Origin of the sequence: Clostridioides sp. GD02377, from assembly GCF_045899875.1 — a bacterium.
GTDB lineage: Bacteria > Bacillota > Clostridia > Peptostreptococcales > Peptostreptococcaceae > Clostridioides > Clostridioides difficile_A.
In genome coordinates, this window is the sequence record NZ_JBJODA010000010.1 from 31881 (window position 1) to 50114 (window position 18234).

General features: G+C 29.0%; 15 protein-coding genes and 1 other annotated feature. Of the genes, 11 read left to right on the forward strand and 4 right to left on the reverse strand.

Features of this window, described 5'->3' with window-relative positions:
* Window positions 1–156: 156 nt before the first annotated feature.
* From Q3304_RS10280 to Q3304_RS10290, 3 genes are all read left to right on the forward strand, one after another.
* Window positions 157–1500 carry a glycosyl hydrolase family 28-related protein gene (locus Q3304_RS10280; RefSeq protein ID WP_407813822.1) on the forward strand — a complete coding sequence of 448 codons (1344 nt, stop codon included), beginning with the start codon at window positions 157–159 and terminating at the stop codon, window positions 1498–1500.
* 25 nt (window positions 1501–1525) lie between these two features.
* A complete protein-coding gene (locus tag Q3304_RS10285; protein ID WP_407813823.1) occupies window positions 1526–2953 on the forward strand; it encodes a glycoside hydrolase family 55 protein in 1428 nt (475 codons plus the stop codon).
* Between the two features lie 100 nt (window positions 2954–3053).
* Window positions 3054–4487 (forward strand): glycoside hydrolase family 55 protein, encoded by a 1434-nt coding sequence (locus Q3304_RS10290; protein ID WP_407813824.1) that lies wholly within the window; start codon window positions 3054–3056, stop codon window positions 4485–4487.
* Window positions 4488–4566: 79 nt separating this feature from the next.
* Here the strand turns inward: Q3304_RS10290 and Q3304_RS10295 are convergent, their stop codons facing one another.
* Both Q3304_RS10295 and Q3304_RS10300 read right to left on the reverse strand, forming a co-directional pair.
* A complete protein-coding gene (locus Q3304_RS10295; protein WP_407813825.1) occupies window positions 4567–5703 on the reverse strand; it encodes a Fic family protein in 1137 nt (378 codons plus the stop codon).
* Window positions 5704–5763: 60 nt separating this feature from the next.
* Window positions 5764–5955, reverse strand: a complete 192-nt coding sequence (locus tag Q3304_RS10300) for a DUF4177 domain-containing protein (RefSeq protein ID WP_054276032.1) — start codon at window positions 5953–5955, stop codon at window positions 5764–5766.
* Between the two features lie 194 nt (window positions 5956–6149).
* Between Q3304_RS10300 and Q3304_RS10305 the strand changes: the two genes are divergently transcribed.
* Window positions 6150–6929 (forward strand): SDR family NAD(P)-dependent oxidoreductase, encoded by a 780-nt coding sequence (locus Q3304_RS10305; protein WP_407813826.1) that lies wholly within the window; start codon window positions 6150–6152, stop codon window positions 6927–6929.
* Window positions 6930–6971: 42 nt separating this feature from the next.
* Here Q3304_RS10305 and Q3304_RS10310 read toward each other — a convergent pair whose 3' ends face one another.
* A complete protein-coding gene (locus Q3304_RS10310; protein ID WP_407813827.1) occupies window positions 6972–7790 on the reverse strand; it encodes a MerR family transcriptional regulator in 819 nt (272 codons plus the stop codon).
* Window positions 7791–7946: 156 nt separating this feature from the next.
* Here Q3304_RS10310 and Q3304_RS10315 point away from each other — a divergent pair, with 156 nt between their 5' ends.
* On the forward strand, window positions 7947–8528 hold the full coding sequence (locus Q3304_RS10315; protein WP_407813828.1) for a TetR/AcrR family transcriptional regulator: 582 nt from the start codon (window positions 7947–7949) through the stop codon (window positions 8526–8528).
* Entirely contained in the window at window positions 8525–8719 is a 195-nt protein-coding gene (locus Q3304_RS10320) for a hypothetical protein (RefSeq protein ID WP_054269228.1), read from the forward strand. Before Q3304_RS10315 ends, Q3304_RS10320 begins: the two co-directional genes overlap by 4 nt.
* 229 nt (window positions 8720–8948) lie before the next feature.
* Here the strand turns inward: Q3304_RS10320 and Q3304_RS10325 are convergent, their stop codons facing one another.
* Window positions 8949–10691, reverse strand: a complete 1743-nt coding sequence (locus tag Q3304_RS10325; protein WP_407813829.1) for a peptidase M3 — start codon at window positions 10689–10691, stop codon at window positions 8949–8951.
* A gap of 428 nt (window positions 10692–11119) precedes the next feature.
* Between Q3304_RS10325 and Q3304_RS10330 the strand changes: the two genes are divergently transcribed.
* The 5 genes from Q3304_RS10330 to pheT all read left to right on the forward strand — a co-directional run bounded on the left by Q3304_RS10330 (window position 11120) and on the right by pheT (window position 18231).
* Complete coding sequence (locus tag Q3304_RS10330) at window positions 11120–12496, forward strand: TrkH family potassium uptake protein (RefSeq protein WP_054269230.1); 1377 nt, start codon at window positions 11120–11122, stop codon at window positions 12494–12496.
* 206 nt (window positions 12497–12702) lie between these two features.
* Window positions 12703–13374 (forward strand): TrkA family potassium uptake protein, encoded by a 672-nt coding sequence (locus Q3304_RS10335; protein ID WP_054269231.1) that lies wholly within the window; start codon window positions 12703–12705, stop codon window positions 13372–13374.
* Window positions 13375–13545: 171 nt separating this feature from the next.
* The gene (locus Q3304_RS10340) at window positions 13546–14343 is read left to right on the forward strand and encodes a TrmH family RNA methyltransferase (protein WP_407813830.1); all 798 of its coding nucleotides are present in this window, start codon (window positions 13546–13548) and stop codon (window positions 14341–14343) included.
* Window positions 14344–14517: 174 nt separating this feature from the next.
* Window positions 14518–14752 (forward strand) — a binding site (T-box leader).
* A gap of 49 nt (window positions 14753–14801) precedes the next feature.
* Window positions 14802–15821 carry a phenylalanine--tRNA ligase subunit alpha gene (pheS, locus tag Q3304_RS10345; RefSeq protein ID WP_021383457.1) on the forward strand — a complete coding sequence of 340 codons (1020 nt, stop codon included), beginning with the start codon at window positions 14802–14804 and terminating at the stop codon, window positions 15819–15821.
* Between the two features lie 16 nt (window positions 15822–15837).
* Window positions 15838–18231: a phenylalanine--tRNA ligase subunit beta gene (gene pheT / locus Q3304_RS10350; RefSeq protein ID WP_407813831.1), complete on the forward strand. Its 2394-nt coding sequence runs from the start codon at window positions 15838–15840 to the stop codon at window positions 18229–18231.
* Window positions 18232–18234 lie beyond the last annotated feature (3 nt).

Here is an 18234-nt window from a genome sequence, read left to right on the forward strand (position 1 = left end):
CGTTTATTCAATATCTTAATTATTGAAATCCAAGATATTTCATTATAACGATTGTCTCAAATATCATAAAAATATACTTACTTGCTCTAGTTATAGTAAAAATACACTTATTCCTGTAGATACAAATAATTTAAATTTTAAAAAGGGGAATTAATCATGGCAATTGAAACTAAAACTCCAGACTGGGTTAATGTGCTGGAACTAAACAACAAGATAGACATTACTGGAAAAGAAGATGTAAGTGATATGATACAAGAGATTGTTTCTGATGAATCACTAAAAGATTCTGTTATATACTTTCCAAATGGGGACTACTTATTTGAAAAAGGTATTAAAATTAGCCAACAAATAACACTTCAAGGAAATTCTTATTATGGAGGGGATGTTCCAAAGCAAGTAGAAGGTAAAGAACAACCATCTCTTGTAGGAGCAACAAATTTTATAACTCGAGGAGTTTCTAATATAAGCATTATTACATTGACAGAAGCAAATCAAACAATCAAAAATATTAACTTTTATTATGATAATAGAGAAATAGAATGTAAATTACCTGAAAATGTATCTGCTATCACAGAAGGAGAAAGAGTACAAGGTCTATCACATTTTGAGCATTTATATATTTCTGGCTTTTCAAAAACAGGAATAGAAGTTCCATTTTACGCTACTGCAAATGATATCACTGTTACTTCATGTGGACTTGGTATAAAACTTGGAGAGAAATCCATGCTTTCTAGTAGTAAGGTTTATAGATGCAAAAACGGAATGGAAATTACGACTGGTGTCAGTGTAAACAACGTAAAAATAGAAGGCATTCAAGAAATAGGTATTAATAATAAAGGGCTTGGTTTTAACCTTATGATGAACCTTTCAGTTGATAATTGTGGATACTGCGGATTTAAGTTTGAAAAAATGGCTAATAGTCAAGTAAATGCAAGATTTACTAAATGTGCTCAGTATTATAAAAATGTTGATTATGATACTTATAAGAATATGACAGATAGAAAAGAAGATGCTTATTCAATATTTTATGGAGATACTTTAGAGAACTGTAATATTGTATTAATGAATAATAACATTGATGCTTTAGAAAATGGTTTAGAGCGCAAGATACATGTAATCAAAGCAAATGAGACAACTAATGTAATGCTAGAATGTGATGCTGAGGCAGATAGTTTTGTACAATGTGCAAAAGGTAACTTATTATTGGAAAATGGTAGAAATACTTATAAGTTTTATGATGGTGAACTTTGTTCTGTAGGTGGCGTTCAGATTTCTGATACAAATCAGGGTGATTTACTTAAGATAAGTGACAATACACTTAGTATAAAAAATGGTGTACAGGACTTAATAGTTCCTAGATTAAGAAAGAATACTGTCATATCATCAATATTAGATTCTGAAGAAGAAATAAGTAAATTACACAGTGGAACATGGGAGCAAATAGGTGTAAAAACACTTGCTGGTAATCCTATGTACTATTATAAAAAAATAGAAGAATAATTCTAAAATTAGGAGGTAGTGAATTATGGGAGAACCGATAATAATTAAAGAAACAGATGGGTGGATTAATGTTTTAGATTATGGAGTTTGTAATACTGAAAAAGAAAATGTAAGTTATAGAGTGCAAGAAATCATAAATGCTGCACCAGAAGATTCCATTATATATTTTCCAAGAGGGAAATACCTATTTACAAGTGGTATAGAGATTAATAAGCGCTTAACGCTATGTGGAGATACCTATTTTAGGTCGAATAATCCAAATCATAAAGATTTTTATTCAGGAGCGACACAATTTTCTGGTAAATTTGATGAAAAAGAGATAGAAAATGGGACAATGGAAAGTTTCACAATAATAACAGTAAAGGGAGTAAAGCATTGTATTAAAAGTATTTCTTTTCAATCAAATAACTGTAATACCAATAGTTATAGTGCGCCTCCTGCAAATGGTAAACCAGGATTTCATCATGAAATAACATTCAAAAGCGAACACAAAGGGAAATGTATATCAGCAATTGTATGTGAAAATACACCAGAAGGGTCTGGTCACTATGAAAATGTAGATTTTGGTGGTTTTGGTGAAATTGCACTTAAAATGTCTAATAATTCTACAGTAAATGATATCACTGTTTTTTCATGTAATCATGGTATTAGTGCAGGGGAAAATTCGATAATTACTAATGGAAAGGCTTGGGGATGTGATTATGGAATGGAAATTTCTACTGGAACATTTATCAATGGTATGAGAGTTGAAGAAGTAGGTAAGATTGCTATTAACAATGTTGGTAAGGGCTCAAACTTTATTACAAATATCACAATTGACCAATGTGGCTATTGTGGATTCAAATTTGATTCAATATCTAATACCCAAATATTAGGCAATGTCTCAAGATGTGGGCAATATTATTTTAATTTTAGCTATGATGACTACTTAAAGTTAGATGAAAAGGTTGAGGAAGCATATTATTTATTATATGGAAATTCAATAGAAGCAAGTAATATAACAATACCAAATGATAATACAGACAATTGGGAAGATAAAGGAAAAGAAAATCACACTGTATATCTCATAAAGGCATTTGAAACCAAAAATGTATTATTAAGATGCACTATAGATGCTACTGATATGGTTCTTGAGTCAGAAAAAGGAAATTTAATATACAATAACAAAGGACAAACAGTTATATTCCATGATGGTGAGATTAGTAGCATCAATGGGATTGGTGTATCTGAAGAGGATTATGGTGATAAAATCAAGATAAAAAAGGGTGATATGTATATAAATAGCAATAATAAAGAGCTTAAAATGTATAGTCCACAGATAAGCGATATCCTAACAACAACAAAAGTAACAAGTGATGAAGTGGCTAGTTCTTATGGTGGAAAATGGGAAAAAATTGGTAAAAAGGTAGAGTTTGAAAATACGGTTCATTATCATAAAATGATAGATAAGTAAGCAAATTTATTAAGCTCAACGAGGTAGTTTTCTAAAATTCTAGTTTTAATGAGTTTAATATAGTCAAACTGATAACTAAAAAAATCATGTAACATTGAAAGTGAATAAGAAAGGAATAGATGATATTATGGAAGAATTTAAGTATGAAAAATGGATTAATGTATTAGAAAGAGAGCCTGATATTAAAAACGATGGTTCAGAAGATGTAGGACTTCTTATACAGAAGATTATTAATGAACTGGACTTTTGTGTTTTATACTTTCCAAAAGGTAAATATTTATTTAAAACTGGTATTACTATTAATAAAGAAATTACATTACTAGGAGATTCTGATTCATCAACATCTGCTACACAATTTATAACAAGTGGAATCCCTAACATGAGTATTATTACATTAGTAAAAAGAAAACAATGTATTAAAAATATAAGTTTTTATTCTGACAGCTGTGAGATACTTGTTCACGATGACCCCCCAACAAAAGGAAATCCACATTATCATTATGAAATGCTCATTAAGAAAAATGATAATGGTGAAGACTTAGAGTGTGTATCAGCGATTACAACTGATGGTCTAAGGGATAATACTAGAGGTCTTGGTCATTATGAAAATCTTCATATAAGTGGTTTCTCAGGTATAGGAATTCAGATACCATATTATGCAATTTCAAATGATATTACAGTTTCTTCTTGTGGATTAGGTGTTGATGCAGGTATTGATGCAATTATCTCTAACAGTAGAATATATAAATGTAAAAATGGAATGAGAATTATGACTGGTACTAGCATAAATAATGTAAATATTGAAAAAATACAAGAAGTTGGTCTAGAAAGTAGTCAAATTGAGAATCTTGAAGGATATGGTAGTTATAAAATCAATAATATTACAATCGATCAATGTGGTCATTGTGGCTTTTTATTTGATTCAATAAGAGATACTTGTATATCTGGTATTATAAGAAGATGTGGTCAACGTTATTATAACACTGATTATGATACTTATTTAAAAATAAAAGATAAAGATGAAAAAGCATATTCTCTGTTTAGTGGAAATTATTTTACTAATTGCCATATTAATTTAGTTAGTGATAATAAAGATAACTGGGATGATGAATTAGAATATGAGCACAAAGTTTATGTATTTGAAATTCTTCAAATACCAAATGCTATATTGAAATGTAATATAGATGCCGAGGGTTATATAATAAAAGCAGACAATGGAGGTGGAAATTTAAGATTACAAAATAACTTTAATGATTATATATTTATTGATTCCTCTAAACCAGAAATTGTCAATGGAATTAGCACAATGCAACACCATGAAAACGGAAATTTATTACTATTGAATGGAGGTACATTGAGATTTGGAGATGTTAATAAGAAAAAGGGCATATTTAAATCTCAGGCTGGCTTGATTGTTAAATCAACAGATTCAGATATTTCTCAGATAAAATCTACCTATGGAGAAAAATGGGCGAATATTGGCTCTGAGCGTATTGGAAAAGAAACTGTATATTATTATAAATACACTTCTTAAAATATATTATAAATAACATAAAGAAATGAATCCTTATAATGGGATTCATTTCTTTATTAAAATATTTTATGATAAATTTTTAATATATATCAAGCATTTTCAAATACTTCTCATTAACTTTATATACATCCTTTTCTCTTGATAAAAGTTCTATCTCTTCAAGATTATTAAACACTTCCATCAACTGGTCAACTAACTCGATTTCCTTTATTCCAGCCTTTAAGTATCTACTTTTATTCTTTTTAATATAGTTTTCTAATGTCATAGAATAGTTATCTTTATTACAAACATATTTTAATATATGTTCTTCTGTTGCTGATAGAGTTATGTCATTTTCAAATAATTCCTCTTTTAGTATACTCTCTAAAGACTTTCTATCATGCATATCACGCATTTCATTGATAGATTGTATTATAGACTTGAGCATAAACTCTATAAATACAGTTAAATTATATCCCTTATTCTCTACATCTAGTATAGCCTTATAATACTTAGTTCTGTTTTTAGATATCATATATGATATTGAAAATTCTTTAAAAGTATCATATCCTTTATTAATTAAATATAGATACGATAAGGCTCTTGATGTTCTTCCATTACCATCACTAAAAGGGTGAACATATACAAAATAGAAATGAATTATTGCACTCTTTACTAAATCATTTACTTTACCATTTTTCATAAAAGCTATTAATTCATCTATAAAGTCATATATTTTCAAAGGATCAAGTCCTGTATGTATAATCTCACCTTTTGAATTACATACATATACTTTTTCAGTTCTGTACTCATATTCTTCTGAATCTAAGCAGTTTTCGCCCAATATATGATGTAAATTATATATAAATTTGTGACTATATAACTTATCTAAATTATATAATCCATATTCTAAGGCTCTATGATTATTGTAAATCATATACTCACTTTTATTACTTGGTTTCATCTTTCCTCTAATTATAGATTTTGCAATCTTTCTAGTTGAAAAAGCACCTTCAATTACACTAGAATAATAAGACTCTAAGGCTAAATCATTTTTGTTTTCTATAGTTCTAAATATTTTATTTGATGTTAATTTATCTATTTCATTTATTAAATTTAATATGTTTTCAGTTTCATGATAGTATAGTTCTTTATTATTAAAACTATTTAGAGTAAGTAAAATTTTATTTCCAATAGAGTATTTGTTATTGTATTCTTCTATTGTCAGTTTAATCACCACCTTAGATTATCTATTAATATTAGCGAAAAGTATTATTTTTCACACTATTTTACGTATTTATTCCTCGATTTCAAAAACTAAATCAATTTTTCTTGTGAACCCATGGGCATTTATTTCTATGGGAATAAATCCAATATAACGATAACCTTTTTTTGCATATTCTTCGATAATTGTGCGATGTTCTTTCATTACACCAGTTACAAGAAATTGAGATTCATAGCTTAAAGTAACATATTCATACTTTTTCATTTTTATTATCTCCTTGAGTTAAATTTATATTTATATATATCATACATTTAGTTTCAAACAAAAGCAATAAAATGGTCAACTGACTACTCAATAGCACTTTTGCAATAAGTATTTATATAACTCTTGAATAGAGCAAGTTTAATTTGCAAAATATAAGTCTAAATATATAAACTTAATAGAAAAGGAGACAAATTATGAGTCAGAAGAACATTGCAATTGTAACTGGTGCGAATAGTGGGTTTGGAAAAGAATTTCTGAAATTATTAGTAAATGAAAAAGAAATAACAGAAATATGGGCAATTGCAAGAAACAAAGAGCGATTAAATCAATTAATAGATGAATTTGGAAGTAAGATAAAAATTTTTTCGAAAGATTTGTCAAAACTAGAAGAAGTAAAAGAACTTGGTACCTTTTTAGATAAAGAAGATATATGTATAAAGTACCTTGTAAATAATGCAGGCTTTGCAAAATTCTGTTCATATAATGATTTGAGTATAGATGAATCTATTAATATGATTGATTTAAATATTACTGCTGTTGTAGCAATGGGTCTTATATGTATCCCATATATGAAAAGGGGTAGCCATATTATAAATGTTTCTTCTCAAGCATCATTCCAGCCATTACCATATCAAAATATTTATAGTTCAACTAAAGCATTCGTAAGAAATTATACAAGAGCATTAAATGTTGAGCTTAAGGATAAAGGCATAAATGCAATTGTTGTATGTCCAGGGTGGATGAGTACAAATCTATTTGAAAGAGGGATAGTTAAGGCTGAAAAAGGAACAAAAAAATTCTCAGGTATAGTAACTCCAGATGTTGTTGCCATAAAAGCTTTGAAAGATGCAAAGAAAAATAAAGATATTTCTGTGTATGGCATCAATACAAAGTTAAGTCATGTACTAGCAAAACTATTACCACAAAAGATGGTGATGAAGGTTTGGCTAAAACAACAACATATCAAGGCATAATAGGTTTGTTTTTGTTAATCCCAATTAAAATACAAGATAGATTTATATCTTTTTAACTGGAAAGCACACCTCTGTTACCCAATTATCAGGATTATTGTCCTTATCAGGACCTATATGATAAATATTAAACATAGAACCATCCATTTCATAATTATTGTCTGATATCCAATTACCAATAGCCTCACAAGTATCTGTAAGTTGATTGAAATTTCCTTTAACTATAGCAGTTGCAGCAGTCACGCTTGGGACAGTCTTAAATCTAACATGTTCAGTATCCTTATATTTTCCAGATACAGCAACCTGTACTTCAACATCTACATAATCTTCTTGATATCCTGTATCATAAAAGACTGCCTTAGAATGATTGGGATATTCAAGTTGGATATTTTGTTCTTTTGTCTCTAAAAACGACTGATGCCATAATAGTCCTTCATCTTTATAAGTTGATATAACTTTTCTAAGAGTCATCATATATTTTGGGGGAAAATTCTTTATAGTTACATCATAATTGTCCATATTATCGTTACCTCCAATTCTTTTAATAGTATTTTCTATTTTAAGTATCTTTCTCTGTATATCTTCTAATTGTTCTTTTACTTGTGAGTGATGGATATTTAGGTATTTTATTAGGCTTTCTTTATCGTTGTATTCTGTCAAAATTTCTTTTATAGAATACAAGCTAAATCCCATATCTTTTAGTGCATGGATTCGATTTGTAGTTGAAAGTTGGTCTACACTATAGTATCTATATCCATTAGATTTATTTGTATGACTTGGTGTTAAAAGTCCAATTTCATCATAATGACGTAGCATACGAATGCTAATTTTACTTAGTTTTGAAAAATCGCCTATCTTAAACATGCTTGTGCCTCCTTTATAAAGATGTTTGTGTCTTACTATTAATATAAACTATGTCATAGTGTTAGAGTCAATTAAAATTTTATTGACATATATTAAAAAAAATATTACACTGAACATGTTCAGAACTAAAAATGTTGGTTGTTTTGGAGGTCTACTATGAAAAGTAATGATAAGGATGCAAGAGAACGTATAATTGAAGTTACACTGAATATTTTGGATGAAATAGATGATATTGATAGGGTTACAGTTCGACAAATCGCTGAATGTGCAAATGTAGGGGTTGGTCTAATAAATTATCATTTTAAAACGAAGGATAATTTGTTGAGCATTGCAATAGGGGAGGTAATGTCAAATGTTATAGAAGAGTTATATGATGACAATGTATATACTCTAAAACCTATTGAAGATTTGAAAAGCCTATTAAAGAAACTGTGTGATATTGGATTGCATTATGAAAAGATGCTTACCTTTATGTTGAATCAATGTATATCTAATGGTGATATGCAAGCAGAACTTTCTATTGTACCTATGCTTCGTAAAATTTTTGGAAGTGAAAAAGATGAGATGAGTTTGAGAACTATTGCTTTACAAATTATTTCGCCAATACAGATTGCTGCTTTATCACCAGAGTCATTTCAATTGTATAGTGGTATAGATGTAAAGAATAAACATCAGCGAGATAGCTTTATTGATATTTTAGTAGAAAATATTATTAGAGGGAATGGTGATGTAAAATGAAAATTATAACTATTGGTTCAAGTATTATTACTGCTTTACTTTTTTTTTCAACAATGATTTGTGGATTTTGGATTAAGAATAATAAGGTGACCGATGCAAGTTCTATTAAATTTCATATGAATAGTGCTATTATTACAGGTGTATTTTTAGTGATTTCAATAGTTCTTTTAATTATGTATGTAAAAAAATAATACTATCATTAAAAATAAATAATACAATCAATCATTATTAATAGATAAAACATCAGAAAATCTAAAGGCTAGAGAGCTTGGAGTTTCTGATGTTTTATCAGTTTATTTTATTATACTGTAATTAGATGTTAATTATTGAATAGTAATTGTATGGTCAGTATTAATGAATATCAAAATGAATATCAAACTGAGTATTGTAAATTTAGTATTATAAATTTAGTACTTCAGATTAAGAAGCATTTTTTAGTTCAAGTGGATTATCTATACCAAAATAATCATATAAAGTAGAACTTATTTCTTCTAAATTTCCATTTTGGAAGGGTAATTGTAAGTTTACTTTTTCTACTACATCTTTAAAACCAGCATCTGTATTTTGATTTAAAAAATCCATATACACATTAACTGCTTTTCTATAGTCATCTTGTGACAATTGCCATATTTGAAGTGATATATCAGATGCAAGACCATAACTCAAGTAATAAAAAGGAACTTGGAAGTTATGAGATACAAGTATCCAAAAAGGAGCATTCTTTTCTTTAAGTACATTATTTGCCACTCCATATTCTTCTTCTAAGTCAAAAAATAATTTATTTATATCATTTAAGCTCATATATGGATTTTTGTATATAATCTCTTGAAATTCATCATAAAGACAAGCATCAATAATAGTATTTAGAACAATCGATAAATGTTCTTTTTTTATAGCCTCAGATTTCTTACCAAAAAAGTCATCAAAATACTTGTAAAACAAAATCTCTAAAGATGTTGAATGGACTTCGCATATATCTATGCTTGGTTGTATTTTGTTATTTAGATTAATGCTATTGTAATAGTTATAAAAATGACCAAACTCATGAGCAAAGCTAGTAACGCCCAAAAAAGAATTGTCCCATGTATTGAATAAAAAAGGTGCATTGTACTTATTTATATAAGTAGTATATCCTCCAGGCGATTTATTCTTTCCAGAAGAATAATCATATAAGTCATATTTTTTCATATAGCTAAAACTCTCTTTTAATTTTGGAGATATGTCTTCAAGTACCTTGTCAAATTTCCTAAATGAACGATTTTTATATACCTTAGTATATATAGAAGAATCAGAAGGTACTGATGAAATCTCTCTATATAGTGGAACTATGTACTCTTTTACATCTTTTCTAAATTTTTTTGCTTCTTCTTGAGAATAATCTTTATTTAAGTTCATATAAGCATAATCTATATAATTCTTAAATCCTAACTTGCTTGCTATCTCAGTTCTCGTCTGAACAAGCTCTAAAAATATATTGCCAAATATAGGGTTGTATTTTTTTAAGTAATCTGAATAAATCTTTACATATTCTTCAGGTCTAAGATTTGGTGTTGATAAAGCCTCTTCAAAGTCTGTCTCTATACCATCTATTGGTACTGTAGACTTAGATAAAAGGTCTTCATATTTTACAACTAAGTCTTGCTCTTTTTTAAGTAGACTTTCAACTTCTTTAGAATTAAGTTTTCCAATGTTTTTTAAATAATTAAAGGTATCTTTCCCAAGCTCCTTTTCTAGTTCTTTAGAAAACTTAGAAGTTACAAATATATCCTGGAAATCTTTGTATGCCATGTCAACATCTACTGATTTACTCATAAGATATTTATATTCTTTAGAGTAAAATTCATCTGATGAATCTATATTGTTTCTAATTTTTGCTATAGTAAGTGTACTGTAAAAATCCTGATAAATCTTATCAACATCTTTAAATAAATTTAATTGTTCTTTAGCAGTCTTAGATGTTAAAAGTTTGTCGTTATATGTGTTAATATTTTCGCAAATTGACTTTATATCTGGACGATTATATTCCATTTTTTCAAAGGGAATAGTTCCTCTAGCTGAATCTTTTTTTGAGTTATTAGTATAATTTCTTATGTATGATGCAAATATAATAAAAACTGCAATTAAAATTAGAGAAACAAATATTTTCTTCTTGGATTTAATCATAAAAATCCTCCAATCATGGATATAGTTATTAGTTATTTTACTATATTAAATATAAAAAATGCATGTTAAGAAAATTTAACATAAAAATATATACAAGCTTATAAATAATATAAAAAATTTAACTTCAAAAAAGTATATGAAATTTATATTAATAAAATGATAAATAAATTTTAAGTACAAAATAGTAAAAACTATGATAGTCTTAGACCTATTATATTTGAAAAATATGGATGTTTTTGGTAAAATTCAAATTAAAAGATATATATAAAAATTTGCAATATTCCAAACAAGAATTATAAAGATTCATATCATTGTCTTTATACAATATTTATACTATAATAGAATAATAATTTAGAGGAAAGCTCTAAAAATAAACAAATTAAGGGTCTTAACAGTAGTGATTTTATGTTAAGGAGGTATAAAGAAAGTTGAAAACAATAGTTAGAAGACTTATTCTCTACGCAGATGGAATGCGACCTACCCAAATAATGGTATCTGGGTTTGCAGCGATTATTGTAATTGGAGCATTGTTGTTGACACTCCCGATAGCGTCGCAGAGTAGAGAAAGTATAGGGTTATTGAATGCTCTATTTACGGCTACCTCAGCGGTTTGTGTCACTGGTCTAGTTATGGTAGATACGGCAACTTATTGGAGTTTATTTGGACAGATAGTTATAATAACGTTGATACAAATTGGTGGACTTGGATTTATGACTGTAGCCACAATGTTTTCACTTATGGCACGAAAAAAAATACAACTAAGAGAAAGGTTATTAATACAAGAATCACTGAATCAAGCTGATTTGTCAGGTCTTGTAAAACTTACAAGATTTGTATTAATAATAACCATAACAATAGAAGGAATAGGTGCATTGATTTTATCAACTGTCTTTATTCCGCAATTTGGTTTATCTAGAGGAATATGGTATAGTGTATTTCACGCAATATCAGCGTTTTGTAATGCCGGATTTGATTTGATGGGAAGTGTAAGTGGACCATTTACATCACTAAATTCATATGTAAATAACTTCACAATATCAATGACTATTTCTACACTTATAGTGTTTGGGGGGCTAGGATTCCCAGTCGTGCTTGATATTGTAAGAAAAAGAAGATTATCAAAATTAAATGTGCATTCTAAAGTTGTCTTATTTTCAACTGCGACACTTATTATAGTAGGTGCATTATTTATTTTTATTATAGAATTTAATCAAAAAGCCACTATGGCGGACTTGCCTTTAAAGGGAAAAGTATTATCAGCAATATTTCAATCAGTAACGGCAAGAACTGCTGGATTTAATACACTTGATTTAGCTACTTTACAAGAAAGTAGTATATTTATAATGATAATTTTGATGTTTATTGGAGCATCACCTGCATCTACTGGTGGAGGTATAAAAACTACAACACTGGCTGTTTTGATAATTACTGTTAGAAGTTTTCTATCAGGAAAATCAGATATAGAAGCCTTTGAAAGAAGATTAGCTCCAGCAACTATAAAAAAATCTCTGGGTATATTTGTAATTAGTATATCAGCAGTTATTTTTGGAACTTTGATTATTTCAATAACTCAGCCTAATTTTACATTAGTTCAATCAGCATTTGAGGTTACATCAGCACTTGCTACAGTAGGTTCAAGTTTAGCTGGAAGTCCAAACCTAAATGCTTTAGGAAAGATTATAATAATAATCTTTATGTTTATGGGTAGAGTTGGTTCTCTTACTTTATTTATGGCAATACTTTCTGGAGGTAGAAGAAAGAGCCAACCAGTCAGATATGCAGAAGGCAAGATTATGGTTGGTTAAAATATAAAATTACTAGTAAAGTAGTGGAATTAGATATAGTAGTGTGAACAAATAAGTTTGATTAATAAATAAAACATAAATAAAAATAGTAAATTAAAATTAATTTATGTATATATAAAAATTATACGTTATATATAAAATTTATATGCATAATAAGTAATTTAAATGATATTATACAAATTGTGTATTAGGGAGGAAGTTTCGAGATGAAGCAATATATAGTCATTGGGTGTGGGAGATTTGGAAGCTCTGTTGCATCTACTATGCATCTTTTAGGACATCAAGTAATGGCAATAGACAAAAATGAAGATTCAGTTCAAAGTGTATCTGATAAGGTAACTCACTCACTTATAGTAGATGTTACTGATGAACAAGCATTAAGATCATTAGGTTTAGGTAACTTTGATGTGGCAGTAGTTGCAATAGGTTCTGATATAAGAGCATCTATAATGGCGACTCTTATAGCTAAAGAAATGGGTGTAGAGCTGATAATATGCAAGGCAAAGGATGAATTACAAGCTAAAGTGCTCTATAAAATTGGTGCAGATAGAGTTGTATTCCCAGAAAGAGATATGGGAGTAAGAGTTGCACACAATTTAGTTTCTGATAACATATTAGACCATATAGAGCTTGACCCAGAGTACTCAATTGTTGAAATCGTAACTCCAAATGGTTGGGTTGGTAAGACTTTAGTAGAGCTTGAATTAAGAGCTAGATATGAGATAACTGTACTTGCTATAAAAACAGGTAAAAATATAAATGTTACACCTTCTCCAGATGAAGAACTTACAGCTGGAAGTATTCTAGTTATAATTGGTCAAAATACTAGTATAACAGCCATAACATCTGGAAATAAGGGGATAATTAGAAGAAGATAATTTATTATTTAATATATATTTAATTGCAATAAAAGTAGATAGTATCATATAATTATGAATAGTTATATGATACTATTTTTATTTAATCAAAAGTAGGATTTGGAAGAGTATAATTTTAATTAACAGTAAAGTAAGGAGGTTGTGCTAAGATAAGTTTAGCATTTAGATAAAATGATTACGAATATAAGCAGTAAGGATAATGAAAAGTTAAAGTATACAAAAGCACTATTGAAGTCAAAAAACAGAAATAAAGAATCAAAGTTCATAATAGAAGGATATAGAATAGTAGTACTTGCACTTGAATGTGGGGCAAGTCTTGATTATGTATTTATCAATGATGACTTTGAAAATAAGAAGGAACATGTGGAACTATTAGAAGATTTAGATAAAAAACATACAAAGATATATAAGACTAGTAATAAAAACTTTAAGGAACTTATAGACACAGAAAACACCCAAGGTATAATAGGTGTGGTTTCATTTAAAGAAAAAAATTTAAAAAAAAATATAAATAACAAAGATAAATTTGTGTTGATTTTGGACAGAATACAGGACCCAGGAAATATGGGAACTATAATAAGAACTGCTGATTCTGCTGGAGTGGATGCCATAATAGCACTAAAGGGATGTGTTGATATATATAATCCAAAGGTAATTAGGTCGACTATGGGCTCTATTTTTGATATGAATATAATTAATGCCTCTCAAGATGATACTGTGGATATGATTAAATCATTGGGTTTTAATATAGTTTCAAGCTATCTAAATACAGATAATTTTTATGATAAAATAGATTATGGTTCAAAAGTTGCTTTGGTGATAGGAAATGAAGCTAATGGAATAAATGAAGAACTTGTATCAAAGTCTGACATTTTGGTTAAGATACCTATATATGGTAAAGCTGAGTCGTTAAATGCAGCAATAAGCTCTGCTATATTGATGTATGAAATAAAAAAATACTTGATTTAATGTATTGTAATAAATATAATGTCATGTTATAATCTTGAATTAAATAGTAGAGTATCAAAAATAGTCAATATATTTAAAAAAATAATTGAATTAATTATGTATTAGATGTATATTAAAAATAGTCACATAATTTGAATGGAAATGATATAATACTAAAATAAACAATATAATATTGTAGATACAATGAAAGAGGAAAGTATTTTGATTAAACTTAGTAAAGAGATAAACACCTAGGCTGGGAGTGTTTTCTAAGAGGTCAGGAGAAGTTCCCTCTGGAGTAACAGAGCTGAAACTTGATAGTAGGCTTTGACGTGAAAAACGCGTTAAGTTTGTTAGAGGTGGTTTGATGATTTTTTAATTGTTAAACTACTAGGGTGGTACCGCGAAACTATAGCCTTTCGTCCCTAGACAGGGATTGAGGGGCTTTTTTTATACAAAAAAACGAAAGGGTGATATGTGTGCAAGAAAAATTACTTGCTTTACGTGAAGCAGCTTTAGCTGAAATAAAAGAGGCACAAAGCATAGAAAGTGTAGAAAGTTTAAGAGTTAAGTATTTAGGAAAAAAAGGTGAGATAACTGCCATACTTAAAGAGATGGGAAAATTATCTGCTGAGGAAAGACCAGTAGTTGGTAAGGTTGCTAATGATGTAAGAGAGAATATTGAACTTAGCATAAATTCTAAGAAAGAAGAATTAAATGCTATTGAAAAAGAAAGAAAATTAAAAGAAGAAGTAATAGATGTTACTCAACCAGGAAAAATTCTAAAGGTTGGAAAGAGACATCCAATAACTCAAATCATAGATGAAGTAACAGACATATTTATTGGAATGGGATTCTCTGTAGCAGAAGGTCCGGAAGTTGAGACTGTTGATAATAACTTTGATGCTTTAAATGCTCCTAAAGACCATCCATCAAGAGATATGAGTGATACATTCTATATGAATGATGGTGTATTACTTAGAACTCAAACATCTCCAGTTCAAGTAAGAACTATGAGAAGTCAAGAGTTACCAATAAAAGTAATTGCGCCAGGTAGATGTTTTAGATCAGATTCGCCAGATGCAACACATTCACCAATGTTCCATCAGATAGAAGGGCTTGTTGTTGGGAAAGATGTTACTATGGCAGAATTTAAAGGAACTATGGATATCTTCGTTGAAAAATTGTTTGGTTCTGATATCAAAACGAAGTTTAGACCTCACAACTTCCCATTTACAGAGCCAAGTGCAGAAGTTGATGTTACTTGTTTCAAATGTGGTGGTAAAGGTTGCCCAATGTGTAAGTATGAAGGTTGGATAGAAATATTAGGTTCAGGTATGGTTCATCCAAACGTTCTTAGAAATTGTGGAATAGACCCAGAGGTTTACAGTGGATTTGCATTTGGAGTTGGGGTTGAAAGACTTGCAATGCTTAAATATGAAATAGATGATATTAGATTATTATTCGAAAATGATATGAGATTCTTAAATCAATTTTAATTAGGAGGGTATGTAGATGTTAGTATCTTTAAAATGGCTTAGAGACTATGTTGATATAGACATGGATGTAAAAGAGTTCGCTGATAAAATGACAATGACAGGAACTAAAGTTGAAACAATAGATTATTATGGTGAAGAGATAGAAAATATATTGGTTGGAAAGATTTTAGAAATAAAACAACATCCAAATGCTGATAAGTTAGTTATAACTAAGGTAGATATTGGAGATAAAGTTGTTCAAATAGTTACAGGAGCTACAAATATATCAGAAGGAGATTATATTCCAGTAGCTGTAAATGGTTCTAAATTACCTGGAGGAGTTGAAATCAAACAAACTGACTTCAGAGGTGAATTATCAGATGGTATGATGTGTTCAGCAGCTGAATTAGGCATAGATGAACATTACATTGAAGAGTACAAAAGAGGTGGTATATATATTTTAGACCACGAAGATTCATATGAATTGGGAAAAGATATAAAAGATGTTTTAGGATTAAAAGATGCTTTAATAGATTTTGAATTAACTTCAAATAGACCTGACTGCAAATGTATGATAGGTATAGCTAGAGAAGCAGCTGCAACTATAGGAACAAAAGTAAAATATCCTGAAATTGAAGTAAAAGAAAGTGATGAAGAGATAGACTTCAAAGTTGAAATAGACAATCCAGACTTATGTAGAAGATATTTTGCTAGAATGGTTACTGATGTAAAAATAGAACCTTCTCCATATTGGATGCAAAGAAGACTTACAGAAGCAGGTGTAAGACCTATAAGTAACATAGTTGATATAACAAACTTCGTAATGTTAGAGCTTGGTCAACCACTTCATGCTTTTGATATAAATCAAGTAGAGACTGGAAGAATAGTAGTAAGAACTGCTAAAGATGGAGAAAAACTTGTAACATTAGATGATGTTGAAAGAACTTTAGATAAAGATGTGCTAGTTATAACAAATGGAGAAAAATCGCTTGGTATAGCTGGTGTAATGGGTGGTGCTAACTCAGAAATAACTAACAGTACAAAAACTGTACTTTTCGAGAGTGCTAATTTCAAACCAGAAAACATAAGAATGACAGCTAAAAAAGTTGGAATTAGATCAGAAGCATCTTCAAGAAATGAAAAAGATTTAGACCCTAATATTGCAGAGATAGCAGCAAATAGAGCTGTACAACTTGTTGAGATGTTAGGAGCAGGTAAAGTTTTAAAAGGTGTTGTAGATGTATATCCAAATAAACCAGAGCCTAAAAAATTGGTAGTAAATCCTCAAAGAATTAATCATCTTCTAGGCGTAGATGTACCAATGGAACAGTTTGTGGGAATTTTAGAATCATTAGAATTTAAATGTAATTTAATAGCTAATGATAAATTAGAAATAGATGTACCAAGTTTTAGAACAGATATGGAGCAAGAAGCTGATGTATGGGAAGAAATAGCTAGAATTTATGGATTTGAAAACATACCTTCTGTACAATTAGAAGGAAATACAACAGCAGGAATCAAAACTTCAAAACAAAAATTCATGGACTCTTTAAAAGATAATTCAACTGCTGTAGGATTAAACGAAATATTAACATATTCATTTGTAAGCCCTAAGGGAGTAGATAAGATAAGAGTACCAGAAGGTAATGCTAAGAGAAACTTTGTTAAATTACTTAACCCATTAGGAGAAGAAACTTCTGTAATGAGAACTACTTTAATACCAAACATGTTAGATGTTTTATCAACTAATGTATCTCATAAAATAGAAGAAGTATATGCATTTGAGTGTGGACATATATTCATACCACAAGATTCAGAGTTACCTAAAGAAGAGAATAGAATGTGTGTAGGTATGTATGGTAAAGATGTTGATTTCTTTGCATTAAAAGGTGCTATAGAAACAATACTTGTAAATGTAGGATTTGAAGGATATGAAATTGAACCTCAAGATAATAATACTACCTTCCACCCTGGTAGATGTGCTAAAATAGTGTATAATAATAAATATGTAGGTACATTAGGTGAATTGCATCCAGATGTTATAGAAAATTACAATCTAGGTCAAAGAGTTTATGTAGCTGAAATAGATATTGACTTTGTATTTGATAATTCTGATAGAACAAAGAATTATGTACCATTACCAAAATATCCATCTACATCAAGAGATATAGCTCTTATTGTTAAAGAGGATGTATTTGTAAAACAAATAGAAGATATAATAAAGGAAAATGGTCAAGGATTAGTAGAAAGTTACAAGTTATTTGACGTTTACAAAGGTTCTCAGATAGAGGCTGGATACAAGTCAATTGCATATTCAATAACTTATAGAAGTAAGGATAAAACTCTAACAGACGAAGATGTAGCTAAGGTGCATGATAAGATATTAAGTGAATTAAGCGAAAAATTGAATGCTAACTTAAGATCAAATTAACAA

Bases quoted from the DNA above. Each gene is read 5' to 3' on its own strand.
- Q3304_RS10280 (WP_407813822.1), top strand. From the start codon at position 157: ATGGCAATTGAAACTAAAACTCCAGACTGGGTTAATGTGCTGGAACTA.
- Q3304_RS10285 (WP_407813823.1), top strand. From the start codon at position 1,526: ATGGGAGAACCGATAATAATTAAAGAAACAGATGGGTGGATTAATGTT.
- Q3304_RS10300 (WP_054276032.1), bottom strand. From the start codon at position 5,955: ATGAAAAAGTATGAATATGTTACTTTAAGCTATGAATCTCAATTTCTT.
- Q3304_RS10305 (WP_407813826.1), top strand. From the start codon at position 6,150: ATGAGTCAGAAGAACATTGCAATTGTAACTGGTGCGAATAGTGGGTTT.
- Q3304_RS10310 (WP_407813827.1), bottom strand. From the start codon at position 7,790: ATGTTTAAGATAGGCGATTTTTCAAAACTAAGTAAAATTAGCATTCGT.
- Q3304_RS10315 (WP_407813828.1), top strand. From the start codon at position 7,947: ATGAAAAGTAATGATAAGGATGCAAGAGAACGTATAATTGAAGTTACA.
- Q3304_RS10320 (WP_054269228.1), top strand. From the start codon at position 8,525: ATGAAAATTATAACTATTGGTTCAAGTATTATTACTGCTTTACTTTTT.
- Q3304_RS10325 (WP_407813829.1), bottom strand. From the start codon at position 10,691: ATGATTAAATCCAAGAAGAAAATATTTGTTTCTCTAATTTTAATTGCA.
- Q3304_RS10335 (WP_054269231.1), top strand. From the start codon at position 12,703: ATGAAGCAATATATAGTCATTGGGTGTGGGAGATTTGGAAGCTCTGTT.
- Q3304_RS10340 (WP_407813830.1), top strand. From the start codon at position 13,546: ATGATTACGAATATAAGCAGTAAGGATAATGAAAAGTTAAAGTATACA.
- pheT (WP_407813831.1), top strand. From the start codon at position 15,838: ATGTTAGTATCTTTAAAATGGCTTAGAGACTATGTTGATATAGACATG.